The organism is Mesorhizobium sp. WSM4816, from assembly GCF_055811535.1.
In genome coordinates, this window is record NZ_JBVVQR010000012.1 from 62746 (window position 1) to 89516 (window position 26771).

Below are 26771 nucleotides of genomic sequence, written 5' to 3' on the forward strand. Positions count from 1 at the left end.
AGGAGCGACGACCATGCACATCCAGTTTGCTGAACTGCCGGTATTCGACCAGGACCGCGCCAAGGCGTTCTATACCAGGCATTTCGCCTGCAAGGTGACGGCCGACGAGAAGATGGGCGATAGCGGTTGGCGCTGGATCGAGCTGAAATTTCCCGGCGCCGTGACGAACCTGCATTTTGCGAGGCGCGCCGACGACACGCCAAGCGCGGAGCCGGTGCTGGTGCTGGTCGACGACGATGTCGAGGCGACGATCGCGGCGTTGAAGGCGGGCGGCGTCGAGATCATCACCGAACCGCAGGAGGCGCCCTGGCAGCCAGGCCGCACGGTGGCGGAATTTCGCGATAGCGAGGGCAACCGCATGGTGATCGGCAGCCAATGAGCGGGTGCAGCCGGAAAACGGCCACTTAAGCAGCCCCGGCTTTGTGCGCCAAAGCATGCCTCGGCTGGTAAAGGCCAAGCGAGCCGCCACTGGGAAGCGAGACATGCGTGAGCAGGCCCCAGCCTTCATCGGTGACCGAAGTGCATTCAACATCGTGCGATTTCAGCTCTTGGATCGTAGCATTGATGTCTTCGCACATGAGATAGACTTCGTGGCTGTCGACTTCGGCGGCCGGGTGAACGGCAATCTCGGCCGGCGGCAATGCGAAGATCAACCAGCCTTCGCCAGCATCGACTGCTGGAAAACGCAGGACATTGCGAAAAAATGCGCGGTCTGCCTCGGCATCCGTGCTGTAGATGATCATGTGTGCGCCGGAAATCATGGCTCCTTATCTCCCTGAAAATGATGCGAACAAACAAGCTATTGCCGTTGCAAACGACGTTTCCGCCCGTCGACACAGCCGCTCGATATCGGCAAGCTTCAGTTGGATATAGGTCGGCCGGGCGTGATTGCAGGTGCCGAAACCCGGCGTTGCTTCAAAGACCGACGCCTGCCAGACCTCACGCTATCAGCGGAAGAAGCTGGAGATGCTGTTCGCGCACCTGCCGCCATCACCCGGCCATCGGTTTTGAGTCGACCTGGCGCGCGTTTTGGCTCTGGTCTGCGACCGGGGCGGCTGGGGCATCGATCCGGCTCAGAATGTGATCCGAGATGCCGCGCGCGATCTCCCGCTCGCCCATGATGATCAGGTCGGCGCCGAACTTCTTGAGGTAATCCACTTCGGCATCGGAATGCGCGCGGGCGATGATCTCGAGCTTTGGATTGATGGCATGGGCTTGCTCGATGAGATTGCCGCTCTCGAACGGATTAGGAATGGCGCTGATCAACCACCGGGCTGAGGCAACGTTGGCCGCCTCAAGCAGGCCCGGCTGGGTGACATTTCCCGCAATGACATCAACGCCGCGGGCGCGCAGCCGTTCTACTATCGCTTGTCGTTCCTCGATCACCAGGTAAGGCTGCCTTGCCTTTTGCAACGTCTCCGCGACCAGGCTTCCGACCCGTCCATGGCCGACAAGCACCGCGTGGTCTGTCAGGCTGGAAGCCGCGAGTTCGGGGATTTCGGCTCTGCCTTCTTGCGTGGCGATGGTTCGCTCTCGTGCTTTCAGCCACGGCGTCAGTCGATCCAACGCCGCAAACAGCAGCGGGTTGACGAGGATCGAAAGGATGGCTCCAGCAAGCACCAGGTCACGTCCAGCCTCTGGAAGAAGCGCGAGGTCGACACCCAGTCCCGCCAGGATGAAGGAGAACTCGCCGATTTGTGCCAGGCTCAGGCCGAGTGTCAGGGCCACGTGGGACGGATAGCCGAACATCAATGCGATGGCCGATGCGGCCGTGGCATTGCCGATGACGATGATCAAAAATGTCACGCCGACGAGCAGCGGCTGCTCGACCAGGATCATCGGGTTGAACAGCATGCCGACGGAGACGAAGAAAAGCACGGCGAATGCGTCGCGCAGCGGCAGCGTTTCCTGAGCGGCCCTTTGGCTCAACTGGGATTCGGCAAGGATCATTCCTGCGAAAAACGCGCCAAGAGCAAACGAGACGCCGAACAGCTCGGCTGCCCCGAAAGCGACACCAAGGGCGATCGCCAGCACGGCCAAACGGAAAAGCTCTCGCGAGCCAGTGTGAGCAACGTAGTGAAGGATCGGCGGAATGACACGTCGCCCGACGACAACCATGATCGCGAAGAAAGCCGCCAATTTGCCCAGCGTCAGCCCGAGCGCGCTCCAGATGGTCTGCGGCTCAAACAATGTGACCAGGTCATTGCCGTCAAGGTTTGGCCTGTTGAAATTGCCACCGAGCACGCCTGCGAAGGCCGGCAACAGCACGAGCGCGAGGATCATGGCGAGGTCCTCTACGACCAGCCAGCCGACTGCGATGCGTCCGCCATCGGTTTCGAGCTGCCGCATTTCCTGCAGCGCCCGTAGGACCACGACTGTGCTTGCAACCGACAGGGCCAGTCCAAACACCACTCCGGCTCCGATCGGCCAGCCGATCGCCTGCGTCACGAGGAGCCCGAGCATGGTCACCAGAGCCATTTGACCGACAGCGCCGGGAATCGCGATCTTTCTTGCCGACAGCAGATCGTTCAGCGAAAAATGCAGCCCTATGCCAAACATCAGCAGGATCACGCCGAGCTCGGCGAGTTGGCGCGCCAGCGCCTGGTCGGCAACGAAGCCGGGCGTGAACGGGCCAATCAAGACACCAGCCACGAGGTAGCCGACCAGCGGCGACAGCCGAAGTCGGTTCGCCAACGTGCCGAGGATGAAGGCGAGTCCGAGGCCGGCGACAAGGGTTGCGATAAGTGGCGCCTGGGGCATCTTCCCAATCCAGGTTTCCGGCCACGCTTGGCGCTCGGGTCAAGCGTTGCGCGAGCCAGAGATAATGGACCCGGGGATAATGGACTAAGACGCGGCGGTCTCAACATCTTTCGCGCGGCGAACGGAAACGCGCCGGTCGGAGCGACCGTTAGTGGCTGTCGTGCTCGCCGTGCGGATGTCCGTGGCGATGATCGGCAACCGCGTTCGCCAATCTAATATTCGCCGCCGCAAGCGCCGGCATGTGCTCGAACAACTCGTGTTCCAGCGCTGCGGTGATCTTCTGCGCTTCGCTGACCGGCAGGCTTTCTTCGACGGCGATGGCAATGTCGGCGTGCAGCCTGTGACCGATCCACCGCGCCTTGGCATCGACAATGCGCGCCTGCGGCACATGCGCGGCGGCATGGTCGATGTCGCCGATGACTTCAGGATCTATACCATCGAGCATGCGGGTCAGCACCGAGCGCGCCGACTGCCAGACGATGCCGAAGATCGCAAGCGTGATGAGCAGGCCGACAATCGGGTCGGCCAGCGCAAAACCGAGCCAGACGCCGAACGCTCCGAGGACCACGGCAAGGCTGGTCAGGCCGTCGGTGCGGGCGTGGTAGCCGTCGGCAATCAGTGCGGCGCTGTTGATTTCGCGGCCGACGCGGATGCGGAACACCGCGACGGCCTCATTGCCGAGAAAGCCGACAATGCCCGCCGCCGCCAGCCAGCCCAGATGCGTCACCACGCGTGGATTGATCAAACGGTCGATGGCCTGGTAACCGGCGACGATGGCGCTGAACAGGATGATCCCGACGATGATCATCCCGGCCAGGTCCTCGACCCGGCCCAGGCCGTAGGTGAAGATCGGCGACGGCTTGCGCCGGGCCAGCAGGAAGGCGATCCACAGCGGAATGGCGGTGGTGGCGTCACCGATGTTGTGGACCGTGTCGGCCAGCAGCGCCACGCTGCCCGACAGCGCGACCACGACCATCTGCATCGCCGCGGTGATTGCCAGGATGACGAACGACCATTTTATCGCCCATATGCCGCGGTCGGTCGTGGCAATGGTCGTATCGATGACCCCGTGGCTATGCGACCCGCTCACATGATCGTGATGGCCATGACCATGCGCGGCGTGATCGCGCGGCCCGAACCCGAACCAGTCGAGGATGCGCGCGCCGAGCACAGGCATTTGACAGCTCACAAATATTTCGCCAGTTCCTTGAGTTCCGCCAGCGAGTTGCCGCCGGCTTCCGCGGAGTCCGTCAGGCAATGCTCGATATGATCGTGGATCAGTTCGCGCTTTGCACTGCTGATGGCGCTCTCCACGGCGTGGAGCTGCTGCGCCAGGTCAACGCAAGGACGATGCGCCTCGAACATCGACAGCACCGCCGCAAGATGGCCTTGCGCGCGCTTCAGACGCTTCACGATAGCCGGATGCGAACGGTGGATGCCTTCGGACATGCCTGTTTTGTATCCTCCCGGGGAGGATGTAGTCAAATCTTGCTTGAGCCCACCTTGAGTCCATCACAAATCGGAGAAGGACGGCCAGCTGCCTCCTGCGGGCGGCGGCGGCCCGTATTATTTCGTGACCGTATTGCGCTGGAACCTTCCCCTCGCACCAGCGTTCGGGGCGCTGTATTCGCGATGCCCCTATGTCTGGGCAAACATCGTAGGCGACGGGCGAATACCGGCGGGGAGGCAAAAAAGCGTGGGTTGGGGAGGAGCATGTTGTCATGTCGAACCGTGAAATTGGAACGTCCCAAACATTGGGGCTGCGCATCGCTGATCTCAAGGCCAGGATGCGGAGCGCCCGGATTACCGAGCACGAGATGAAAATTTTTCAGAAGGTAGCCGCTGTCATGGGAGGAGATGAAGGCTCCCTGCGGATCGATGCCGACGACCTGATTGCCGCATCTTTCGTCGTCGAGGACGAGCCCAGGGCAAACTGACGATCGTGGCGCCCCCGGGCGATCAGCGTCGGGGCGCGTGCGAGGCTCGAAATGTTGGCGCTCTACGGCGCCCCCCTCTGTCCTGCCGGACATCTCCCCCACAAGGAGGGAGATCGGCAGCTTTGCCAACCGCGCCCCTTTTCAAAGTTGGGCGATTGGCGGAACCAGAGATAACGGCCGATCTCCCACCTTGTGGGGGAGATGTCCGGCAGGACAGAGGGGGCGCTGTCCCGCCAACTTTGCCATGATGTCCGGAGGCGACCTGTCGCAACGGAGGGCCGCAGCTCACACGTCCGGATACTCCACTCGAGAAATCCAGATATCCACCCCGGCGGCTTTCTGTTAGCAAATATTCACCTCAGGTGGCGGGGAAGACCTGACTTGCCGGAACGATCACGCAAAACTATGGCGCCACGGCCGAACGCCGGCTGGCCACGCCCCTCGCCTAGCGCCGGAGCCAGTCTGCCAGGCGTCAGCCTTTGCCGTGCCCTTTCAAAGCTTGGCCTGTGCTCGCGCAAGCAGGCGGAAATTCTGGTCGCCGAAGGGCGCGTCCGGGTCGCCGGCAAAATCGTGCGCAACGGCGCGCTGCGCGTCGATCCCGGCCGCGACCGCATCGAGGTCGACGGCAGCCGCGTCGTCGCCTCGCGCAAGGTCTATCTGATGATCAACAAGCCGCGCGGCCTGGTCACCACCCGCAACGACCCGCAGGACCGCGGCACCGTCTACGACTGCCTGGCAGAACTCGACCTGCCCTTCGTGTCGCCGGTCGGCCGCCTCGACAAGGCCAGCGAAGGCCTGCTCTTGATGACCAACGACACCCGCTTCGCCCAGCGCCTGCTCGACCCCGCTTCGCACGTCGCCAAGATCTATCATGTGCAGATCGGCGCCCTGCCCGACGCGGCCCTGCTGGCGCGGTTGCGCGCCGGCGCCACGGTCGATGGCGAAGATTTGACGGCGCGGTCGATCGACATCCTGCGCAGCGGCGCCAGCACCGCCTGGCTGGAAGTCACCCTCGACGAGGGCCGCAACCGCCACATCCGCCGGCTGCTCGGCGCGCACGATGTCGAGGTGCTTCGCTTGGTGCGGGTGGCGATCGGCCGCTTGCGGCTCGGCGACCTCGCCAAGGGCAAGGCCCGCCACCTCACGGCCGAAGAACTGGCGCTGTTTCAAGGCTGAGCGAAGGCGCCGAAGCGACCCGGCAAAGCGGAACGGCAAGCCCATTGCTTCAGGTTGGCGCTGCCCCTCACCTGCCTGCCGGCATCCTCTCCCCGTATAGTGACGGGGAGAGGGCACTCTCTTCGCCGGTTTCGCCAATCACCAGCGTTGCAGAATATTCACCTAGGTCGCCGCCAGCCACTTCTCCCCGTCACTATACGGGGAGAAGTGCCCGGCAGGGCGACGAGGGGCGGCGCCGACTTCGATAATTCGTCGCCTCTAATGCGAACGCGCTATGTCCCGCCCCGCTACTCGGCCGGGACCGGGCTGAGGCCGGGATCGCCCAGCGCGTGCGGCCTGGATTCCTTGCGTGCCCGCCTGGATGCCGTTGGCGATGAAGTCGAGCCCGAGCATGAAGATGCCCAACCCGCCGATCACCGGCACGAGGATGTCCTTGAAGATATCGATGTCCATGTCACGCAGTCCCCAACAAGCCGCCATCACGGCGCGATATGAATTTCAGTTCAGGTGCTGTGCCAAGCAGCAGCCTGGTTCTTCCGGTCAGTTTGCGACGGGCCCCTGCCCTGCCCAGTATTGCTCGAGCCGCTGATCTTCGCCGATTTGCGCCGGAGTGACGCAAAGCCTGCTGGAAACATCATGGCGATCCCCGACGCGCGAACAAATAGCTAGTTTTTAGTCTTGGCAGATATCAACAGTCATCCGCCCGGCGAACGAACGTCGGCAGAGAAACAACACCGCTCACCGTATAAACCTTGGTTAACGATTGGATGACAAAGATCTTTGTGGGCGAGATTTTTATTTTTCCGCGATTGCCGCGGTTGCCTGAAGAATTGTTCGGCAGCCAATCGCTTCAGCTTTGCGCTGCCCCTCACCTGCCTGCCGGCACCCTCTCCCCGTACAGTGAGGCGCTCTCATCGATGGTTTCGCCAATCACCAGCGTTGCAGAATATCCGCCACGGTGCGACCAGTCCCTTCTCCCCGTCACACGGGGAGAAGTGCCCGGCAGGGCGATGAGGGGCGGCGCCGACTCCGACAACTGATCCCCTTGGCACGAAGTTGCTGGTCGCCTCCACGCAGGGACAGCCCTATTTCGCGTCGTGGAAGATAATGCCGACGGTATGGCGCAGGCCGGAGCGAAGCCGGCTGACGCCGTGCCTGAGATTGACGCGGTAACTGCCTTTGCTGCCCTGCACCGGACGATTGTGGACCGCGAAGGCGACTGCATCGCCCTGGCGCAGCGGCACCACCTCGGCGCGGCTCTGCATGCGCGGGCGCTGTTCGGTCAGCACGAACTCGCCGCCGGTGAAATCCTTATCCGGTTCCGATAGCAGGATTGCCACCTGCAGCGGGAAGGCAAGATCGCCGTAGAGATCCTGATGCAGGCAGTTGAAGTCGCCAAGGCCATACTGGAGCAGGAGCGGCGTCGGCCGCGTTTGGCCCTGCTCGTGGCATTGCTTGAGGAACGCGGCGTGTTCGTCCGGGTAGCGCTGGGCGATGCCCATGCGCTCGTTCCAGTCGTTGGCGACGGCGGCAAGGCGCGGATAGAGTGCGGTGCGCAAGCCGCCGATCAGTTCTGGCAAGGGATAGCGGAAGTAGCGGTACTCGCCCTTGCCGAAGCCGTGCCGCGCCATGTGGACATGGCTGCGGAAATGGCCTTCGTCGGGATAGAGCCCGGCGATCTCCCGGCATTCTTGCTGTGTCAGCAGCTTTTCCATCACCGCGCAGCCATAGCCGCTCATCTCCTCGGCCAGTGCCTGCCAGTCATATCCGGCGACGCGCGCTTCCGCCGATCGGACCGCTGCTTCTGGAACCGTGTGTATGGTCATGGCTCTGCCTCCTCTGGCTTCATCGGCTTCTGCAATCAGATGGGTGAATCGGCGCGTGCAAACCACCCGTTTCCTGCCAAGGGGTGTTGCACAGAGCGAAGCGTCACCCGCGCCCCCCGCCCAGGCCTGTTTGACTAGCGATTTCAATGCCTCCAGCGAGGCACCGGTTCGGGTTCCTCAGGCGCCGGCTTTGGCAGTTTTGCCGCCGGACGTGGCGAGGTAGAGGACGGCGCCGAGCATGATCGTCGCGCCGAGCACGCCTGCCGACGACGTCCGCTCGCCCATGAAAAGCGCGGCACCCAACGCGCCGAACCCACTTTCGGCGCTAAGCATCACCGCCGCGTGACTGGCCGAGGTGAAGCGCTGGGCGACGGTCTGGATGCTGAAGCCGACGGCGGTCGAGAACACGCCAAGCACAAGCAATTGCGGCCAGGCGTCGATCACGGTGGCAGGCGACAGATTGCCGTGCAACAGGCCGAACGGCAGGGTGACCACCGCCGCGCCGAGGCATTGCGTCGCCATGGCGGTGAACGGACGTCCGTAGGTTTGCGCATGGCGGCCGAGTTCGACCATCCACAGCGCAAAGCAGACCGCCGACAGCATGATCGCCGCATCGCCGCGGTTGAAGCTCGCGATGCCGCCGGACAGGAGCAGCGCGCCGACCACCGACAGGCCGGCGGCGAGCCCAACGGTCGTTGTCAATCGCTCGCCGATCAGCAGCCGCGCCGCAATCGGCGTCATCACCGTCGACGTGCTGACCAGAAAGCTGGCATTGGTCACTGACGTGCCGAGATAGCCGATCTGCTGAAAAACGACCGCGACCGCAAACAACGCGCTTACCCTTGCCAGGCTGGCGCGATAGAGGCCGCCTGCCGGCTGTCGGGGTTCGGTGGCGATCAGCGGCAGGACCATAAGCCCGCCGATCAGGCAGCGCATGCCGACCGCGCTCAACGGGTCGAGATGGTCGAGAATAGTCTTTTGCGGGACATTGCCGAAGCCCCACAGAGCTGCGGCAAACAGAACAACAAGGTTGGCATGGAGCTTCGACATCGGCCTCCCCTCGCTTGGATGTCGAGGGAAGGCTGGCAGATGCCCGTTTACGGATCGCCTACGCGCTGGCATCGAGCTGTGGTGGCGAGGAACCCAGGCTGGAGCGAGGCCGCGATCCTTCACGCCCCCTCTGGCCTGCCCTCTTTGCCCCCACTTGGCATCTCCCCCACGAGGGGGGAGATCGGCAGTTTCGCCGTTGCGCGACTCTTCCAGGCCGAACAGGGCTAACGGAAAAATCAGACATTCATGGCAATGTTAAACCCGCCTGCCCGAATGAAGGTCAGGCGACGGCTGGGTGCTGGCCCATCGACAAGAAAAGGATTGCGCATGTCATCCTTGCTCAACACAGGACGTTCATCGCTTAAGCGCAGTCTGATCATGCTGGCAGTCCTGGCGTTTTGCATCCTGCCGGCCGGGGCGTTGGAGCCCGTTGATCGCCCGGAATCGCCAGACACTGTGGCCTTCAATGTTCAGAACAACGGCAAGTCGGTCCCAGTCACGTTGCGACAGCTGGAAAAGCTCGGTCTCTACCGGGTCACCACCGCAAGTCCATTTGAAAAGGGGCAGCTTACATTTGAAGGCGTCCTGTTCCGCGATGTGCTCAAGCTCGTTGGATTGGAAGGCGAGGATTCCGTTGTTCTGCGGGCGGTGGACGAATATGTGCAGATAATTCCGCGCCAAGATTGGACGGAAGGTCCTCTCCTGCTTGCCACCCGCCAGGACGGAAAATTGCTGACCCGACGCACGCAAGGTCCGACCCGGCTGGTCTATCCGCTCAACGACCACCCGGCCTTCGATACGCCAATCCACAAACCACGGTGGGTCTGGCTGATCAAGACGCTCGAGCCTGGCGGCTGATCGAGTTCCGGCGTGGCTCGAATGGCACGCTTTGGATCGAGAGGCTGGCGCGTTCCCATCACCTACGGGACCGCCATTGCGGCTGCAGCAGCCAGCTCTGCCGTCCTGATCACCGTACTGTTTCTCAGCCTCAGCAAGATCGAATATTCGCTGCCGCGGTTCGGCTTTTTCGCCATCCGCGAGTTCCACATTGCAATACGCGATGTAACCCACCTCAAAGACATGACATCGCTCGCCCAGGCAGCCCCCGGCTCAGCAGACAGCCTTGAGCAGTTATCGGCGGCGAACGACCTGGTCTACATCCGTTTCAAGCGGATCGACGGCACCGGGACAGCGAGCGAGATTCCCGCCTACGCAAGTATCGTTCCGCGTGTCGTTGACGCGGTGACACGGCTTGATGCCATGATTGCGGCCGGGCCGCCTCTCGATGAAAATATATTGAAAGAAATGGGGCTGGAACTCGAGCATCTCGTAGCGAGGATGAACGACGAATATTACAAATATGGAGATGAGATCAACGTAGATCTCTATTCGGCGGAAAAAAGCCTGAAGAGATTCAACTACCAGATTGCATTCGCTCTGGCGGTCTTGTCGCTGCTGGCGATCGGAACTGCCGTATTGCTCATCGGCCGTCGGGAAACGATAAGGAAACTGGAGTTTCTGGCCTGGCGCGACGCGACGACGGAATTGAAGAACCGTGCCTGGATGTCAGCCAACAGGGACGTGATGCTGGACCGGGCAAGGCTGGCCGGCAAGCAACTCCGCCTTTTCCTGATAGATTTGGATCATTTCAAGGGCGTGAACGATACGTTCGGTCATCACATCGGTGATCTGCTGCTGAAAGCCGTCGCCGAAATCCTGCAATCGGTCGAACGGCCCGACGAAGTTGTCGCCATCCGTTTGGGCGGTGACGAGTTCGCCGTCATGGCGATCGGGGACCGGCACGCGGCAGCCGATGCGCTCGGCGATCGGCTTCGCGAGCAATTGAACCGGTTTGCCGAACTCGCGGGCCACCACGTGCGGATGGGAGCCAGTATCGGCATGGCGTGTTTCCCCGAACATGGTTCGGATATTTCCACCCTGTTGCGCAACGCGGACAGCGCTCTTTATGTCGCCAAAGCCGAAGGACGCTCTGGCTTCGTGACGTTCTCGCCTGCAATCCTCAATCAGTTCGATATGCAGCTCGGCGAAGAAGCTGGGATCAAGCGTGCGCTTAACTGCGACGAGTTCTTTCTGGTTTGGCAACCGCAGTTCGAGCTGGCAACCGGCCGCATGATCGGCGCCGAGGCGCTTGTGCGCTGGCGCGATCCCACTTCGGGAGCGATTCGTCTGCCGATGTCATTCATTCCAATTGCCGAACGAAGCGACCTGATACTGGAAGTCGACAAGGTTGTGCTGAGCAAGGCTTGCCTGCAGGCAGCTCGATGGGCGCCACTATCTGCCGATGATTTCGTTTGCTCGGTCAATCTTTCGGGCAAAAGCCTTCAGAACGATGCGTACTTCGCCCACCTTGTTCTGGTGCTGCAACAAACAGGACTGCCGCCCTCGCGCCTGCAACTGGAAATAACGGAGGGGGTGCTTATCCAGAACAGCCGAAACGCTTTGAACATGCTGACGGAAATTCGAAATATCGGCGTCGGTCTGGCACTCGACGATTTTGGATCCGGCTATTCAAGCTTCGGCTACCTTGCCGATTTCAACCTCGATCGGCTGAAGATCGACCGATCGTTCTTGGGCGGTCTGGAAGCGTCGAAGAAAAAACAGAACGTCGTTCGAGGCATTATAGCACTGGCCAATTCCCTCGGCTTGACCGTTCTGGCAGAGGGGGTGGAAAACGAAGCGCAGCTCGATTTCCTGATTGCCGAGCGTTGTCACAGCGCTCAGGGGTTTTTCCTGTCCCAACCGATCGAAGAAAATCGGCTGACGAACCACCTGGCTGCGAGGCGAGGCAGGATGAAAGATACGGACAAGTTCAGGCTGGGCCTGTCTGCGTAGAGCGTTTGCACAGAGGATGTGGTCCTGAGCCTGAAAGCGTTGCTGCCGGCCGGCCTCCAGATGCGAAATCCTATGCGAACAAGCCTACTGCTCGATCGTAAAAATGGTCGAGAGCGCAGCGCCTGGCGGCAATCCGGGCGGCTTCAACCAATTCCTCGCGACCCGAGGCGCCGTCCTTGTAGGTTGCGATGACCACGCGCGCGATCATTTCGGCGTCCTCGTTGTCGAGCTCCGCTTCGCCAGACCGCAAAATTTCCCGAACCACACCCCTCAAGAGATCCAGTTCAATGGTTGAAAAGACGCCCATATAGGGCGCGGATTTGCACTCCACGGCCATCTGAATTCCTCCCGCCGTGACGATATCAAACACGCGACAGATTACAACTAAAGTATTAGGCGAGCGCGCGCTTTGGGAGGTGCCCGTAGGCGTTGAAACGGAATGGGATTAGTCTGCGCGGTCTCGGGCTTAAAGGACGCGGGCAAAAGAATGGATTTCAGTTCAGGCCAAGGCTATTTCCTCATCGGTGGCCTCATCCTGATCGGTGCTGGGCTGCTGATCCTTTCGCTGATCGTCAATGCTCGTGTGGCGCACAGCGTGCGCCACGACATGCGCCATCGTGAAAAGCTGCTGGAATATTATCGCAACATCTTTTCCCAGCTCGGGGTCATCCTGATCGGAATTGGCGTTTCTCTGTTCATCTTCTTTTTTCAGCAGAATTATCAGGATCAGCGCAAACGCGAAACGGAGCTCCAGCTGGTTCTTGCCAAACTGGCCGCGCGCATTGCTCGCGGCGCCGCCGTCGTCGAATACCTTGGCGAATTCGATGCGCTGCTCGATGATGGCGGTCCTTATATCAGCCCGGAACTCGGTGGAACGAATGCCGCGATCAGCGCCCACGGGGCGGAACTCGGCAAGCAGGTCGCCGAGATCCTTCTGGTTGAGCGCGACGTTGAAGTTCAAGCGTTCGAGATCCTGAACCTATCGCGCGATTTCGAAGCATCGTTCGTCGTCAACGAACTCAATCCCGCGCTGTGGTTCAACATCGTCCAGGATGAGAGCGAGATCAAATATGCCACCACTCAGCTCGCCCTCGACTACAAGGACCTGCAGGATGCGATCGGCGGAGACTCGATCGCGGTTGCGATCGCAAATCCTGAAAAGGAGGCAAAGATCAAGCAGGAGGTGCTCCACATCTTTTATGATGCCGATCTCTTGCGCCAGCGCAGCAGGAGACTTCTCGGCCGTGCGTGCTGGCTTTTCAGCGAGGGGCGCAGCTTCGTCAAGCTTGGACCGGTCGACGAGATCGAGGCCGATGCCAGGTCGCACCAGGAATGGATCGATCGGTCGAAACGCTTCCTGACGCAGTTGAAGTCGGGAAGCGGCGATTGTTTCAAATTGCTCCAGTTCAACCCGGCGCCCTGAGTTGAGAACGCGCCGGCAAGCGGCCCGCCGCCCCGCCGCGGCCTGGCCTAATCGCTGCTCATGCAGAACCGGATGACCATTCCGATCCAAGGCTCTATAACGGGCCGACAGAATTGCGATGATCAAGGGGAGACGATGCGCTACATACGTCCGCTTTCAATGGAAGATGCCGTTGGCCAGTTGGCCGGCTCGCCCGGCACCGCCGCCATTCTCGCCGGAGGCAGCGACCTCCTGGTGAGAATGAAAGGCGGCTTTATCGAGCCCGACCTGATCGTCGACATCAAGGCAATCGACGGACTGGGCGAGATCAGGGAAACGGCGGAAGGCTTCAGCATCGGTGCCGCGGTGTCCTGCGCCCTGATGGGAGAGAGCGCGGCCTTGAACAGGGAATGGCCGGGCGTCGTCGAAGCGGCCAAGCTGATTGGCTCGAAACAGGTGCAGGGTCGCTGCACGATCGTCGGCAATCTTTGCAACGCCTCGCCGGCCGCCGACAGCGTGCCGGCGCTGGTGGCAGCCGGCGCCAGGGCATCGATTGTCGGGCCAGAAGGCAGGCGCACGGTCGCGGTGGAGGCAGTCCCGACCGGGCCTGGCAAGACGTCGCTCGCCAAGGGAGAAATCATCGAGGCGATCCTGCTCGACAGGCGCGCGCCGCGCTCCGGCGATGCCTATCTGCGTTTCATTCCACGCACGGAGATGGACATCGCCGTGGTCAGCGCCGGGGTGAACCTGACGCTCGACGAGCAAGGTGTCGTCAAATCGGCCCGCGTGGCGCTGGGTGCCGTGGCGCCGACGGTGCTGCTGGTGGAAGAGGCGGCCGAGGCCCTCATCGGCAGGAAACTTGACGAAGCAGCACTTGAGCGGCTCGCCAAGGTCTGCTCGGGGGCCTGCCGCCCCATCGACGACAAGCGGGGCACGGTCGAGTTCAGAAGAAAAGTTGCGGGTGTGCTGGCCAGGCGGGCCGCCACGACCGCCTATGCGCGTACAGGAGGCAAGTGATGGCCGCAATTGCAGTCTCAACGACGATCAACGGCGACAATGTCGAGTACCTTTGCCACCCGGACGAGACGCTGCTCGACGTGCTGCGCGACCGCCTCGGGCTGACCGGCGCCAAGGAAGGCTGCGGCACCGGCGACTGCGGCGCCTGTAGCATCATCCTCGACGACCGGCTGGTGTGCTCGTGCCTGGTGCTTGGCGCGGAGACCGAGGGCCGGCGCGTCGAGACCATCGAGGGCATGGCGCACGGCGACAGGCTGCATCCGCTGCAGCAGAAGTTCCTCGAACACGCAGCGCTGCAATGCGGCGTCTGCACGCCGGGCTTCCTGATCGCGGCGAAAGACCTGCTGGCCAAGAACCCCGACCCGACCGAGGAGGAAATCCGCTTCGGCCTCGCCGGGAACCTCTGCCGCTGCACCGGCTATGACAAGATCGTGCGCGCCGTTCAGGACGCCGCAAGCGTGATGAAGGGAGCCTGACGATGAACTTCGATCCGCGCTATTCCGGACGCAATTTCGCCTCCGTCGGCACGCGTCCCATCCGCCCCGACGGCGTCGACAAGGTAACGGGCCGCGCGCGCTATGGCGCGGATTTCAACATGGCCGGCCAGTTGGTCGGGCGTGTCCTGAGAAGCCCGCACGCGCACGCCACGATCAGGAAGATCGACACCTCTAAGGCGGAGAAGCTCAACGGCGTGAAGGCGGTGATCACCGCGGCCGACCTGCCCGACCTCACCGACGGCGATGCCGCCCTGTACGACATCCTCGACAACTGCATGGCGCGCAAGAAGGCGCTCTATGACGGCCATGCGGTGGCCGCGGTCGCCGCGGTCGACGCCCGCACGGCAAGGCAGGCGCTGAAGCTGATCGAGGTCGACTATGAAGTGCTGCCGCATGTGACCGATGTCGACGAGGCAATGAAGCACTCGGCGCCCGTGCTCGACGACACCATCTTCACCGAGGGCCTTGAGCAAAAGCCCGTCAAGCCGTCCAACGTCACCAAACGCAGCCAGTACGGCCATGGCGACATCCATGAGGGATTTGGCCAGGCCGATTACGTCGTCGAACGCTCCTTCAAGACCGAGCAGACGCACCAGGGCTATATCGAGCCGCATGCCTGCGTGGCGAGCGTCAGTTCCGACGGCACCGCCGACCTCTGGGTCTGCACGCAAGGCCATTTCGTCTACCGCCAGCACTGCGCTCAGCTGCTTGGCATGGAAGCCTCCAAGCTGCGCGTCACCTCGTCGGAGATCGGCGGCGGTTTCGGCGGCAAGACCCACGTCTGGGCCGAGCCGGTGGCGCTGGCGCTGTCGCGCAAGGCCGGCCGGCCGGTCAAGCTGGTGATGACGCGCGACGAGGTGTTCCGCGCCTCCGGGCCGACCAGTGCCACCTCGATCGACGTCAAGATCGGCGCCCGCAAGGACGGCACGATCACCGCGGCCGAGGCGACGCTGCGCTATTCCTGCGGCCCCTATGCCGGCATGTGGGCCGAGCTCGGCGCCATGACCGCGTTCGCCTGCTACAATCTCGCTAACGTCAGGACGGTCGGCTACGAAGTGCTGGTCAACCGGCCAAAGACGGCGGCCTATCGCGCGCCATCGGCGCCGATGGCGGCGTTTGCAGTGGAAAGTGCCGTCGACGAGCTGGCCAAGGAGATCGGCATGGATCCGGTCGAGTTCCGGATCAGGAACGCCGCCCAGGAAGGCACCCGATCGTCCTACGGCCCGGTTTACGGCCCGATCGGCATCGGCCCGACGCTGGAGGCGGCGAAGAACCATCCGCACATGCAGGCGCCGCTGGGCAAGAACCAGGGCCGCGGCATGGCTTGCGGCTTCTGGTTCAACTTCGGCGGCCAGACCTGCACCGACCTCAACATCGGCATGGACGGCTCGGTCTCGCTTGCCGTCGGCACGGTCGATGTGGGTGGTTCCCGCGCGTCGCTGTCGCTGGTGGCGGCGGAGGAACTCGGCATCGCCTATGAGCAGGTCAAGGCGGTGGTCGCCGACACCTCCAGCCTTGGCTACAACGACATGACGGACGGCAGCCGCGGTACCTTCTCCTCCTCGATGGCGACGATCTCGGCCGCCCGCAACGCCATCAAGATCCTGCGGGAACGCGCCGCGCAGATGTGGGATGTTCCCGTCGACGACGTGGTCTGGGAAAAGGGCCACGCCATCGCCAAAGGCGAGAAGTACGGCAACCTTGCGGCGCTGTCTCTGAAGGAGATCGCGGCCGGGTCAGGAAAGACAGGCGGGCCGATCGCCGGCCACAGCGAGCTCGTCGCCGACGGCGCCGGCGTCTCCTTCGCCACCCATATCTGCGATATCGAGGTCGATCCGGAGACCGGCGCCACCAGGGTGCTGCGCTACACGGTCGTGCAGGATGCCGGCAAGGCGGTGCACCCGACCTATGTCGAGGGGCAGTATCAGGGGGGTGCTGCGCAAGGCATCGGCTGGGCGCTCAACGAAGAGTACGTCTACGGCAAGGACGGGCGGCTGCAGAACCCCGGCTTCCTCGACTACCGCATCCCGGTCTGCTCCGACCTGCCGATGATCGACACGCAGATCCTCGAGATCCCCAATCCCAACCATCCTTACGGGGTGCGGGGCGTCGGCGAGACCTCGATCGTGCCGCCGCTGGCGGCAATCGCCAATGCGGTGTCGAACGCCGCGGGCGTGCGGATGACGCATATCCCGATGTCGCCGCCGCGGATTCTTGCTGCGATCGAGGCGGAACGGGGAGGCCGATGGTCGAAGTAACGCTCTGGGGATCGCTCGGCGCAATCGCCGGAGGCAAGAGCAAGCTCGAGATCGAGGCAAAGGATATTCGGGAGCTGTTCAGGAAGCTGGCTGAGCAGTATCCCGGCTTCGAGCCCTACATCGACCGCGGCATCGCAGTCGCCATAGACGGGGTTATCTATCGCGACACCTGGTCGAAGGAATTGCCGCAGGGGGCGGAGATTTTTCTGCTGCCGCGGCTGGCTGGGGGGTGAGTGGCACCACCTCACGGCCAAGCCCCAGCCTGTAACGGCTCAGAGTAAAAGCGCTCCGTAGCGATCCTTCGCGCCCCCCCTCTGTCCTGCCGGACATCTCCCCCACTTGGGGGGAGATCGGCAGCTTCGCGGACAGCGTCCTTTTTGCAAGGTTGGTGGTTGGCGAAATCATTGGTGAAGGCCAATCTCCCCCCTTGTGGGGGAGATGTCCGGCAGGACAGAGGGGGGGCGCTGTCCCTCCACGATCAAAGGTCCTGCACCGCAGCAGCGCTCCAAGGTAACGGAATGGATCCCAGGGTCTTCGCCGCGTCGCTTCGCTCCTTGCTCCGCCCCAGGATGACGAAGGCGCAGGGGAACTAATCACCGACGCGCTTCAGTGTGCCGAAATTGTTATCGTCGAGAAACTCTATCGTCATGGCCGACGCCTTGCCGTCGGGGCCGATGTCGAAGCCTACGGCCGAGGGCCTGTCCGGCGTCTCGGCGTCCGGAAAGGTCAGGAACATGTCGCGGTCGAAATGCTCCAGTGAATAGGACCGGGCGCCGCCCGGCCCGACCTTGAGCACAAGGCCGTCGCCCTCACCAGATACAACCGCATCGCCGATGAAGTCGTTGAAATCACGTCCCTTACAGGCGCTGGCTGGCCGGGCCGGACTTGCCGGAGACGGTGGCGCGGCATAGGTGGCCTTGGCCGCCGCGATTGCCGGGCCGAACAGGCTCGCATAGGCATCGTCCCATGCCTTGACCCAGTCCTTCTCGACCGTCCCGTCAAAGGCGAGATCGGCGAAGCTCTCGGACAGGCCTTCCGGCACGCCTGTCGAAAAGGCATTGGCGACGATGACGATGCCAAGCTTCTCCTCCGGGAAGAGCGTCACCAGGGTGCGGGCGCCGACGCTGAACGCGCCGGCATGGCCCCAGCTCAGACCGTGACAGCCGAATTCGACATTCCAGCCGAGGCCGTAGAAAGACGTGCCGCCGGAGACGGGGTTCTGGCCGCGTTCCATCAGCGGAACATGCGTCTGGTCCAGCGCATCGGCTTTAATGAATGTCTCGTCGCTATAGACGCCGTTGCCGAGCACCAGGCGCACCCATTGCGAAAGATCGCGCGCTGTGGAGCTGACGCCGCCGGCCGGCGCCTGCGCATCCGGATTGCGCTTTACCTTCGCGGCCCAGACGCCGTCGATCTTGACGTGGAGCGCAGCGCGATTGGCATGCTTGACGAAGTCCGCATGACGGGAGCTGGTCGAGGCCATTTTAAGCGGACGGTGGAGCTTCTCCTCGGCGATCTCCTCGCAGGACTTGCCCGTCGGCTTCGCGGCCGCGACGGCACCCTCGGTCAGTCCGAAATTGCTGTAGGAGTAGCCGGCGCGAAAGCTCGACGATGGCGACACGAACCGCAGACGACGCAGGATCTCCGCGCGATCGTAGCCAATGTCCTCAAAGTCGTCTCCGGCGGTGCCGGGAAGCCCGCTGCGGTGCGAAAACAGGTCGCGTACCGTGAGTTCACTGGTCGGATAGGGCTCGGCGAGCCGGAAGGTCGGATCGAGATCGACTATTTTCGCATCCCCGGAAACGATGCCCTCGCTGACCAGCGCCGCCACTATCGTTGCCGAGACCGGCTTGGAGAGGGAGGCAATCTGGAACACCGTGTCGGCGTCGACGGTCTCCGGCTTGCCGGCCTCGCGATGCCCGAACCCCTTGAGAAAGACCACCTCGTCGCCATGCACGACCCCGATGGCGAGACCGGGTACGGCACCGTCCGCGACGACACCTTCGGCGAGCAGTTCGAGCTTCGACAGGGCGGCAGTGATCCGGTCGGGCGTAAGGCTGTCGGCCGACGCCGCCTGCGGCGAAAGCACCATGACGGCGATGAAGGCCAACGTCCCCCAACGGCGGAAATTCCGACCCAACCGCACGCTCGAGCTCCTCCCCTGCAAGCACTGTCATACTACAGGCCGACGCAGGGAAGGCCAGCCCTCGCCTGCGCGATACAGCAAAGTCCGCTGCGCGACGCCAAGCGGCCAACCCCGAAAGCCAACCGGTCAAAAATATCGAACGGACCATCGCTCGGCGGCGACGACCGTCATGAAGAACCCGAACGACAACAGCGATGAGAGCACGATAGCGGCGTCGAGCCGGTCGGACCAATAGTTAAGGTCGCGTCGACGATCGTCGCCAAGACCTAGTCGGACGCGATCCATTCGCCAACCGCGGTCGCATCGCGGCGGTAAGCCGCCGGAGGCGGCGCCTAGTGGTGAAAGCCTGACGCTTGCTACCCGACGCGTAAGGCAGCTCAGGGTGGAAAGTTCACGTTGCCATCATCGATCTGAACTGACAGGAAGCGCCAATTTCCGACATTGGCACTCAGTCGCTAACCGACCATTCCAGAGGTTCCGGTGAGAGCCTGGCGCACGGGCAGCCGTCACTCCTCCGGCAAACCCGCGAAGCGCATGTCCTTGATCCAGCGTTCGAGGCTTCCGGGGGCGGTCCATATCTTCTCCCACTTCCTGCGTTCTTTGCTGATGGATTGGCCGGGAGAGTCTTTGAGGAAAACCGCAAGCGCTTCCCTTGCCTCCCGCTCGTTTCCCAGACAAGCGTGGATCCCCGCAAGCATTCGGTGTGCGCCTGTCGGGATTCTGGACATCTTCCGCATCGCCGCCAGCGCAGCCCGGCAATCGTTCTTTTGCCAGAGCGCCCAGCCCATCTGCCAGTGGAGCAAATCAGAGTGAAACGGATCGATGCCCTTGGCTTGCTCGATCCGATCGATCGCTTCGTCGATGCGGCCAATATACAGCAGCGGGTCCGTACTGCCGTGAAGGATGCTTGAATTGCTCGGATTCAGCGCAATTGCCTGATCGAACTGTGCAAGGGCCTGCTCGATCTCTCCGGCTTCGGTATGGATGCGGGCGCGGATATGATGTGCCTCGGCATCGTCCGGAGCGAGCAGGATTGCCTTGTCGGCGTACTCGGCGCCACGCTTCAAGGCCTCGTCCCGGTTATGTTCCTGCTCGTGCCACCCGAATGTCACATCATGGCGATAGGACCAGGCCAGCCCGATATAGCCGAACTGGGCGTTTGGATCCGCTTCGATCGCCTTGAGGCTCAGTTGCCGCACCAGTTGGTTCCCCGCGGCCGTGAAAGCACTGCTGCGCATCTCGGCAATCGCCATCAGGTGATAGTGGAGCGCGCTGACCTGCGCGGCGTCGCTCTTTGGCAGGGGGCGCTGGATCCTGCGCCCGACCCGATCCGCAAGCGTGCGGATGATCTCCTCCTGGACGACGAAGAGGTCACCGATCTCGCGGTTGTAGGTGTTAGCCCACAGATGCGATCCGTCATCCGCATTCAGCAACTGGGCGGTCACTTGCAGCCGGTCTCCGATCTTCTGCTGGCTGCCTTCGAGCAGGTAGTCGACGCCGAGTTCATCTCCGATCTGCCTGGCGTCGGTGGGCTTGTCGCGGTATCTGAAACTCGAGTTGCGGGCGATGACGGCGTAAGTCTTGCTCCGCGAAAGCTCCGTGATGATCCCCTCGGCGACGGCGTCGCTGAGATATCCCTGATCCGCGCCGGCACTCATGTCATCGAAGGGAAGGACCGCAATCCTCGGCATGTCGCTCACTGTCGCCGACGGCCAGAACCGCCAGGTCGTCCCGGCCAAAACCAGAATAAGGGCGAGCACCGCTGCTCCTGCCCAAACCCAGCGCGGAGGCGATGACCGCGTTGGTTGGCGTGGGGCTTGTCCCTCAAGGATGACGCGGAAGGCCTGCACCGGTTCGGCGATATTCTTCACCTTCTGCTCGCCCATCGGCTCGAAGCCGAACGCCAGCTTCCTCTCAACCTCCCTGGCGACCTTTGCCGAGACACAGATGCCGCCTGGGTCGGCCAGCTGCTGGAGCCTGGCCGCGACATTGACGCCCTCGCCATACCGGTCCTCGCCCTCGACGATCACTTCGCCAAGATTGATCCCGATCCTGACCCGGATCCGCTGGTCCTCGGGAACGGCGGCGTTCCGTTCCGCCAGCCCGCGCTGCAGCGAGACGGCGCATTCCACGGCGTCCACCACGCTGCCAAACTCGGCGAGCATCCCGTCGCCCATAAGCTTGAAAATCTGGCCGTGATGGCGGGCAATCTCGGGCTCAAACAGATCCTTGCGTCCGGCACGAAGGCGCTCGAAAGTGCCCGCCTCATCGCGCTCCATCAGAGTCGAATAGCCCACTACATCTGCGGCTAGAATCGCGGCAAGCTTGCGGTCCATTGTTGGCCTGGCCCCGGCGGATCATAGTATTGGTTGTTCCGATAAGAAACTGACCTCACCAGTACTCAGCAAATCGCTACTTTCCGCGCGTTCTTTGATGGCTGATGCGGCGACGGTTGACCAATTTCGTATTCTACCACATTCAAGACATTCGAGCTTACCTGCCGGAATGGCTCGTTTGGGTCGGTTCTTGCCGTCCACCGGCACCAAGCGTCAGACTTTCACCACTAGGTTCTGTTGACAAAGTGCATCGGAAGACAGGCCATAGTTCCAGCACATTTTGCTAAGCAGGCTGGCATGGGACGTGAGTTCATCCATGACGCTGGCAAAGCGCTTCTCAGTTTTCGTTTTTTTGTTGCATAGGACTTTCTACGCCCGAACGCGGGTTCGGTCATCACCTGCCAATATAGGCGGCTAGTTCGTCCGGCGTCCCATTTGGGAAGGCCTGTTTTAGAAAATTCAAGAACGCCGACACTCGCGCGCTGAGTAGCCGCCGAGATGGGTAGAGCGCCCATAGAGCGATCTCGGGGCCGTCGATATCCCCCCATAGTACCAGCGTGCCGTCAGCCAAGTCGTGGGCCACCAACGAAATGGGAAGACGTGCTGCACCGACGCCGGCTCGCACCGCATCCCGGACCATGATGAGCATCGACAAAGCGAGGACAGGCTCGATTGCAATTGTTGACCGGCCACCTTGTGTCTTCACGTGCCATGTTTGCCGATCGCCCGCCCAGCGCGCGACGCCAGGAGCGGCGAGTCCACCACTCGCGCGAGGAAGGTCAGGGCTCGCCACTACGACCAGGCGGTCGCGGAGAAACGCCCGTCCAACCAGGCTTTCGTCGGGATCTGGATTGACTCGAATTACCAGATCGTAGCCTTCCTCGATCATGTCAACAGGCCGATCCTCAGTCGTAACCTCCAGCCTCACCTCCGGATATTTAAGGGCAAACCCCGCAGCAATCCTCCCCATTGCGGTCTGAGAAAAAAGCAAAGGTGCGCTAATCCGTAATCTGCCCCTGGGTCTCTGACCGCCCGAGGCAATCGCCGAAGCCGTCTCGTCCAGTTCGGCAAGCAGCGCCCCTGTCCGCTCGAAGAGCGCCCGTCCTTCTTCGGTGAGCTTCAGGCTACGCGCACCCCGTTCAAACAGGCGCAGATCAAGGCTGCTTTCCAATTCTCCAACGCGCCGGGACAGGGTCGCCTTAGGCCGGCCGGTGGCCCTTGCGGCTTTGCCGAAACCACCGTGGCGGGCAACGAGATTAAAATCGGCGAGGGCAAGAAGATCCATGTGTGTTCCACCAGCGAGACGGTGCGTCTAAAATTTCAGCCTGTTGGACCCTCAGTGAGCCACACATATTGGCCGTGTCAAGCAACCCAACAGGAGAAATTTCATGACCATTCTCGTTACCGGGGCCACAGGCAATATTGGCCGCCAAGTCGTCGAACACCTTGTCAAGCGCGGCGCTGATGTACGTGCTCTCGTCCGCGATCCGTCGAAAGCCAACTTCCCGGCAGGCGTATCCGTCGTGCAAGGCGACTTTCTCGATGTCGATTCGCTGCGAAAAGCCATGTCTGGAGTTTCCACTCTGTTCCTTTTGAACGCCGTAGTTCCGGACGAATTCACACAAGCTTTGGTCGCGCTGAACGTCGCCCGATCGGCCGGTATTGAGCGGATCGTATATCTGTCGGTGATCCACGCTGACGGCTACGTGAACGTGCCCCATTTCGCTGGCAAGTTCGGCGTCGAGCGAATGATCGAGCAGATGGACTTCAAGGCTACGATCTTGCGCCCAGCTTACTTCATCCAGAACGATCTGATGATCAAAGACGTCATCACCGGCTATGGCACCTATACAATGCCGATCGGCGACAAGGGTCTCGCCATGATCGACGTCCGTGATATCGCCGAGATCGCCGCCGTTGAGCTGCTGCGCCGTGAACAGGCCGCAGAGCCGCTTGCGATCGACTGGATCAACCTCGTCGGTCCAGAGACACTGACTGGGGCAGATATCGCCGCCATCTGGTCAGAGGTGCTCGCCCGCCCGATCAACTACGGCGGCGACAATACCGAAGATTTTGAGCAAAATCTCAAGCGGTTCGTGCCCGCCTGGATGGCCTACGACATGCGTCTGATGGGCGAGCGCTTCTTCACCGACGGGATGCTGCCTGGGGCCGGCGACGTCGAGCGCCTGACTGCCCTGCTCGGACGTCCACTGCGCCCATATCGAGCCTTCGCCTCGGAAACCGCTGCCTCCGCCTGACGGAAGCGCAGCCTCTGTCTGATCACAAGGACTGTCATCATGATTTATTCAACTGCCACAGTTCCGGTGAACCCGGAAGGCGAAGTCCCATTGACGCGCGCTCAAGTGTGGAAAGGTCTCGAGCTGAAAGCACGCGACGCCCGCTTGTTCCTTGTCACGGGTCTCTGCACCCGTTGCGACGTTGTGGAGGAAAGCGCTACCCACTTCGTGCGTGAGGCCACGATCGGTGGCCACGACCTGCGCGAAATCGTCACGCTCGAGCCGGAAAGCAAGGTCACCTTCTTCCAGGCATCCGGTCCGCGCGAGGGAGCGATTGTCAACGAACTGTTCGAAGATGGAGAAGGCGCACTGCAGCTTCGCTTCTACTGCTACATTGGCCTGCGCGGCAAAGAGCCAAACGGTCGCGAGGAGCAGGCCGACCAGGCTCAGTTCGCCAGCGAAAACGGCTACAAGGCCGCCCTGCTGTCGACGCTGAAGCGGATCCGCGAACTGCTCGCAGCGGGAAAGCTCTAATCATCGCCAGAAACACAAGCAACAGGGCGGCTCTCAAGGAGGCGCCCTGCCTTCGCGGGAATGATGCTACGTCCGTCGCCGACGCGTTCAGCCGCCTCTAACGGTATCGAACCGACCATCGCTCAGCGGCGACGACGGTCATGAAGAACCCGATCGACAACAGCGATGAGAGCACGATGGCGGCGTAGAGCCGGTCGGACTGGTAGTTGAAGGTCGCCTGGATGATCAGCGCGCCGAGACCTTTGTCGGAGCCGATCCACTCGCCGACGATCGCGCCGATCACCGCGGTCGCCGAGGCGATCCGCAGCGAAGCGAAAAGCATTGGCAGCGCGCGCGGCAGGCGCAGGCGCCAGAATACTTCCCAGCGCGTCGCCGACAGCACGCGGAACAGCTCGTGCTCGCTGGGGCTCGCCGATTCCAGACCCCGGATCATGTTGATGAGCGTTGGGAAGAAACAGATCACCGCCGCGATCACGATCTTGGGCAGCATGCCGAGGCCGAAGATGAGGATGACGACCGGGGCCAGCGCCAGCACCGGGATCGTATTGAAGAACAGCACGACCGGAAAATAGGCCGCCTGCAGCGTACGGCTGTGAACGAAGACGATAGCCAGCAGCACTGCGGCGAGGTTGCCGAGCACGAAGCCGGAGAGCGCCTCGATGGCCGTCGGCCAGAGGTTCGACAGGAGAAGCGATCCGTTCCTGGCAAACACGCCCGCTATCGCGGTCGGCGTCGGAACGATGTAAGCGGGCACGCCGGCGAGCGGCAGCAGGAATTGCCATGCGAGAATAAGCGAGCCGGCGCCGAGGATCGGCAGCGCAGCCTGTGCGAATGGCGAAAGCGCGCCCTGGTTCACGACGCCGTTCCGAGGGCGGAGCGCATCCTGGCCATTGCCGCGACGATCGCCGGATCCTCGCGCGAGCATCTGTTGTCCGGCCCCTTCAGCGGACGAAGGTCGTGGTCGGCGACGATCCGGCCGGGATGGGCGGCAAGCACGATCACACGCTGTCCGAGATAGACCGCTTCGGCAATGGAATGTGTGACGAACAGCACGGTCGTTCCGGTCCGCCGCCAAAGGTTCAGCAGTTCGTCGTTGAGGCGATCGCGGGTGATCTCGTCAAGCGCACCAAAGGGTTCGTCCATCAGAAGCAGACGTGGCTCGCCAAGCAGCGCCCGGGCGATCGCCAGCCTTTGGCGCTGTCCGCCGGAAAGCTGATGCGGCAGGCGCTCACTGAGGGCCGACAGGCCGACGAGTTCGAGCAGCTCGTCGGCCCGGTCGTCTATCATGCGCGACAGGCTGCGGCGGCCGACCTGGATCGGCAGCCGAACATTCTCGCGCGCCGTGCGCCACGGCAAAAGGGTCGAGTCCTGGAAGACAAAACCCACGCCGCGGCCGGAGCGCACCGCCGACGGCGTTTCGCCCATCACGCGTATCGTGCCCGCGAGCGGCGCCAGAAGATCGGCGACAACGCGCAGAAACGTCGACTTTCCGCACCCCGAAGGCCCGAGGATCGACAGGAATGTGCCGGCCTCGACTGTCAGTTCGAGACCGGAGATCACCGTCACGGGCGAGCGCCGGCCGGGATAGCCGACGTCGAGCCCCGAGGTTTCGATGGCCGGCGCGGCCATCAAGAGGCGGGCGCGCCGAGCTTCGGCCGTTCAGCCGCACTGAGTTCGAGCACCTTCGTCGTATAGACGTCCTCGGCCTTCGGCCTGCCGCTCGGGTATTGGCCAATCTGGTCAAGCAGCGCGATCTGGCTCTCGATCGAGGCAGGATCGAAGGTGCCCCATCCATCCTTTTTCGTGTTGTCGTCGAACGACAGTTTCAGCACCAGGGGGATCGTCTTCTTTTCCCAGCCCGCGTCGATCTCGGGATAGGCCGCGACAAGCTTGTCGACCGCCTGCTCGGGATTGGCATGGACCCAGCCCCATCCTTTGGCCACCGCGCCGATGAATTTCGCCAGGGTCTCGGAATCGGATTCGATGGCGCTGTCGGTCGCGAAATAGACATTGGCATAGGACGCCAGGCCGAGCTCCGACAACAGCAGATCGATGCGATCGTCACCGACGACGCTGAGCGCCTGCGTGTTGGTGATCCAGCCGCCGATCGCATCGACGTCGCCACGAACCAGCGGCGCCTTGTCGAACCCGACATTGACGATGGTGACCTCGGAAGGGTCGATCTTGTTCTTCGCGAGCATCGCGTCGATGGCAAAGCGCGCGGTCGGCTGCGTGCCGATCCGCATCCCCTTCAGATCCGCCACCGACCGGATCGGCTTCTCCGGTTTCGACGTCAGCGCATAGGGCCCGGTGCGATAGCCGCAGGCGATGATCCTCACCGGAACGCCGCTCGCCCGCGCGGCATAGAGTTGAGGCGATTCCGAGAATTGGCCGAGCTGGGCGGCACCGGACACCACTGGCGGCACGGTGGCGGCGTTCGGCCCGCCGGGGCTGAACTCCACTTCGAGCCCAGCTTCGCTGAAGTAGCCATTGGCGACGGCTGCGACGTCGCCGATCTGGCCGTTCGACATCAGCCAGTCATACTGGACGACGAGCTTGGCGGCTGCCGAGGCGCTGGCGCCGAACAGCTGAAGTCCCGGCCCGAAAGCCGCCAGGCCGGCGGCGCCGGCCTTCAGGATCGATCTGCGATTCCACTGCGATGCGTTCCCACTCATCTTCTTGCTCCTTTGTTGGACTGCTTGCATGCGGCGCGGCCCTTTCTTGCGGGGCCGTCGCGATCCA

General features: G+C 62.5%; 26 protein-coding genes. 12 read left to right on the forward strand and 14 right to left on the reverse strand.

Annotated elements, in window-relative coordinates:
* Positions 1–13 precede the first annotated feature (13 nt).
* On the forward strand, positions 14–379 hold the full coding sequence (locus tag AC0L3H_RS15355; RefSeq protein ID WP_473492850.1) for a VOC family protein: 366 nt from the start codon (positions 14–16) through the stop codon (positions 377–379).
* 25 nt (positions 380–404) lie between these two features.
* Here AC0L3H_RS15355 and AC0L3H_RS15360 read toward each other — a convergent pair whose 3' ends face one another.
* From AC0L3H_RS15360 to AC0L3H_RS15375, 4 genes are all read right to left on the reverse strand, one after another.
* Positions 405–761: a VOC family protein gene (locus tag AC0L3H_RS15360; RefSeq protein WP_023799084.1), complete on the reverse strand. Its 357-nt coding sequence runs from the start codon at positions 759–761 to the stop codon at positions 405–407.
* 229 nt (positions 762–990) lie between these two features.
* Positions 991–2760: a cation:proton antiporter domain-containing protein gene (locus tag AC0L3H_RS15365; RefSeq protein ID WP_473586019.1), complete on the reverse strand. Its 1770-nt coding sequence runs from the start codon at positions 2758–2760 to the stop codon at positions 991–993.
* Positions 2761–2908: 148 nt separating this feature from the next.
* Complete coding sequence (locus tag AC0L3H_RS15370; RefSeq protein WP_473492847.1) at positions 2909–3937, reverse strand: cation diffusion facilitator family transporter; 1029 nt, start codon at positions 3935–3937, stop codon at positions 2909–2911.
* Between the two features lie 8 nt (positions 3938–3945).
* A complete protein-coding gene (locus tag AC0L3H_RS15375) occupies positions 3946–4209 on the reverse strand; it encodes a metal-sensing transcriptional repressor (protein ID WP_473492846.1) in 264 nt (87 codons plus the stop codon).
* A 272-nt stretch (positions 4210–4481) separates the two neighbouring features.
* Here AC0L3H_RS15375 and AC0L3H_RS15380 point away from each other — a divergent pair, with 272 nt between their 5' ends.
* Together AC0L3H_RS15380 and AC0L3H_RS15385 are read left to right on the forward strand one after the other, a co-directional pair.
* Positions 4482–4697, forward strand: coding sequence for a hypothetical protein (locus AC0L3H_RS15380; protein WP_473492845.1), 216 nt, complete (start codon positions 4482–4484; stop codon positions 4695–4697).
* Positions 4698–5102: 405 nt separating this feature from the next.
* Entirely contained in the window at positions 5103–5873 is a 771-nt protein-coding gene (locus tag AC0L3H_RS15385) for a pseudouridine synthase (RefSeq protein ID WP_473492960.1), read from the forward strand.
* A gap of 258 nt (positions 5874–6131) precedes the next feature.
* On the opposite strand, the gene AC0L3H_RS15390 is transcribed toward AC0L3H_RS15385, so the two are convergent.
* The 3 genes from AC0L3H_RS15390 to AC0L3H_RS15400 all read right to left on the reverse strand — a co-directional run bounded on the left by AC0L3H_RS15390 (position 6132) and on the right by AC0L3H_RS15400 (position 8749).
* A complete protein-coding gene (locus AC0L3H_RS15390; RefSeq protein ID WP_473586020.1) occupies positions 6132–6326 on the reverse strand; it encodes a hypothetical protein in 195 nt (64 codons plus the stop codon).
* A 632-nt stretch (positions 6327–6958) separates the two neighbouring features.
* On the reverse strand, positions 6959–7699 hold the full coding sequence (locus tag AC0L3H_RS15395; RefSeq protein ID WP_473586021.1) for a 2OG-Fe(II) oxygenase: 741 nt from the start codon (positions 7697–7699) through the stop codon (positions 6959–6961).
* A gap of 177 nt (positions 7700–7876) precedes the next feature.
* Complete coding sequence (locus AC0L3H_RS15400; RefSeq protein WP_473492841.1) at positions 7877–8749, reverse strand: DMT family transporter; 873 nt, start codon at positions 8747–8749, stop codon at positions 7877–7879.
* A 327-nt stretch (positions 8750–9076) separates the two neighbouring features.
* Here AC0L3H_RS15400 and AC0L3H_RS15405 point away from each other — a divergent pair, with 327 nt between their 5' ends.
* On the forward strand, positions 9077–9607 hold the full coding sequence (locus AC0L3H_RS15405; protein WP_473492839.1) for a putative pterin-binding protein: 531 nt from the start codon (positions 9077–9079) through the stop codon (positions 9605–9607).
* Between the two features lie 21 nt (positions 9608–9628).
* Positions 9629–11602: a putative bifunctional diguanylate cyclase/phosphodiesterase gene (locus AC0L3H_RS15410; protein ID WP_473586022.1), complete on the forward strand. Its 1974-nt coding sequence runs from the start codon at positions 9629–9631 to the stop codon at positions 11600–11602.
* A gap of 70 nt (positions 11603–11672) precedes the next feature.
* Here the strand turns inward: AC0L3H_RS15410 and AC0L3H_RS15415 are convergent, their stop codons facing one another.
* Complete coding sequence (locus tag AC0L3H_RS15415; RefSeq protein WP_236377448.1) at positions 11673–11972, reverse strand: hypothetical protein; 300 nt, start codon at positions 11970–11972, stop codon at positions 11673–11675.
* A gap of 117 nt (positions 11973–12089) precedes the next feature.
* Here AC0L3H_RS15415 and AC0L3H_RS15420 point away from each other — a divergent pair, with 117 nt between their 5' ends.
* The 5 genes from AC0L3H_RS15420 (at position 12090) to AC0L3H_RS15440 (ending at position 17009) form a co-directional block, all read left to right on the forward strand.
* Positions 12090–13025, forward strand: coding sequence for a hypothetical protein (locus AC0L3H_RS15420; protein WP_473586023.1), 936 nt, complete (start codon positions 12090–12092; stop codon positions 13023–13025).
* A gap of 135 nt (positions 13026–13160) precedes the next feature.
* A complete protein-coding gene (locus tag AC0L3H_RS15425; protein WP_473492834.1) occupies positions 13161–14021 on the forward strand; it encodes an FAD binding domain-containing protein in 861 nt (286 codons plus the stop codon).
* Positions 14021–14497 (forward strand): (2Fe-2S)-binding protein, encoded by a 477-nt coding sequence (locus tag AC0L3H_RS15430; protein WP_128246968.1) that lies wholly within the window; start codon positions 14021–14023, stop codon positions 14495–14497. Before AC0L3H_RS15425 ends, AC0L3H_RS15430 begins: the two co-directional genes overlap by 1 nt.
* Positions 14498–14499: 2 nt before the next feature.
* Positions 14500–16776 carry a xanthine dehydrogenase family protein molybdopterin-binding subunit gene (locus AC0L3H_RS15435; protein ID WP_473586024.1) on the forward strand — a complete coding sequence of 759 codons (2277 nt, stop codon included), beginning with the start codon at positions 14500–14502 and terminating at the stop codon, positions 16774–16776.
* Positions 16764–17009, forward strand: a complete 246-nt coding sequence (locus AC0L3H_RS15440; protein ID WP_236391206.1) for a MoaD/ThiS family protein — start codon at positions 16764–16766, stop codon at positions 17007–17009. The genes AC0L3H_RS15435 and AC0L3H_RS15440 overlap by 13 nt, the downstream gene beginning before the upstream one ends.
* Positions 17010–17365: 356 nt before the next feature.
* Here AC0L3H_RS15440 and AC0L3H_RS15445 read toward each other — a convergent pair whose 3' ends face one another.
* From AC0L3H_RS15445 to AC0L3H_RS15455, 3 genes are all read right to left on the reverse strand, one after another.
* Entirely contained in the window at positions 17366–18922 is a 1557-nt protein-coding gene (locus tag AC0L3H_RS15445; RefSeq protein WP_473586025.1) for a serine hydrolase, read from the reverse strand.
* Between the two features lie 506 nt (positions 18923–19428).
* Complete coding sequence (locus AC0L3H_RS15450) at positions 19429–21258, reverse strand: adenylate/guanylate cyclase domain-containing protein (protein WP_473492829.1); 1830 nt, start codon at positions 21256–21258, stop codon at positions 19429–19431.
* A gap of 394 nt (positions 21259–21652) precedes the next feature.
* Positions 21653–22543 (reverse strand): LysR family transcriptional regulator, encoded by an 891-nt coding sequence (locus AC0L3H_RS15455; protein WP_091599218.1) that lies wholly within the window; start codon positions 22541–22543, stop codon positions 21653–21655.
* A 103-nt stretch (positions 22544–22646) separates the two neighbouring features.
* Between AC0L3H_RS15455 and AC0L3H_RS15460 the strand changes: the two genes are divergently transcribed.
* Both AC0L3H_RS15460 and AC0L3H_RS15465 read left to right on the forward strand, forming a co-directional pair.
* Positions 22647–23516 (forward strand): SDR family oxidoreductase, encoded by an 870-nt coding sequence (locus tag AC0L3H_RS15460; RefSeq protein ID WP_473586026.1) that lies wholly within the window; start codon positions 22647–22649, stop codon positions 23514–23516.
* A gap of 39 nt (positions 23517–23555) precedes the next feature.
* On the forward strand, positions 23556–24029 hold the full coding sequence (locus AC0L3H_RS15465; RefSeq protein WP_473586027.1) for an SRPBCC family protein: 474 nt from the start codon (positions 23556–23558) through the stop codon (positions 24027–24029).
* Between the two features lie 97 nt (positions 24030–24126).
* Here AC0L3H_RS15465 and AC0L3H_RS15470 read toward each other — a convergent pair whose 3' ends face one another.
* From AC0L3H_RS15470 to AC0L3H_RS15480, 3 genes are read right to left on the reverse strand one after another with little or no spacing between them, the layout of a single operon-like run.
* On the reverse strand, positions 24127–24885 hold the full coding sequence (locus tag AC0L3H_RS15470; RefSeq protein ID WP_287214871.1) for an ABC transporter permease: 759 nt from the start codon (positions 24883–24885) through the stop codon (positions 24127–24129).
* On the reverse strand, positions 24882–25658 hold the full coding sequence (locus AC0L3H_RS15475; protein WP_473586028.1) for an ABC transporter ATP-binding protein: 777 nt from the start codon (positions 25656–25658) through the stop codon (positions 24882–24884). The genes AC0L3H_RS15470 and AC0L3H_RS15475 overlap by 4 nt, the downstream gene beginning before the upstream one ends.
* Positions 25658–26704 (reverse strand): ABC transporter substrate-binding protein, encoded by a 1047-nt coding sequence (locus tag AC0L3H_RS15480; protein WP_473586029.1) that lies wholly within the window; start codon positions 26702–26704, stop codon positions 25658–25660. The genes AC0L3H_RS15475 and AC0L3H_RS15480 overlap by 1 nt, the downstream gene beginning before the upstream one ends.
* Positions 26705–26771: the final 67 nt, after the last annotated feature.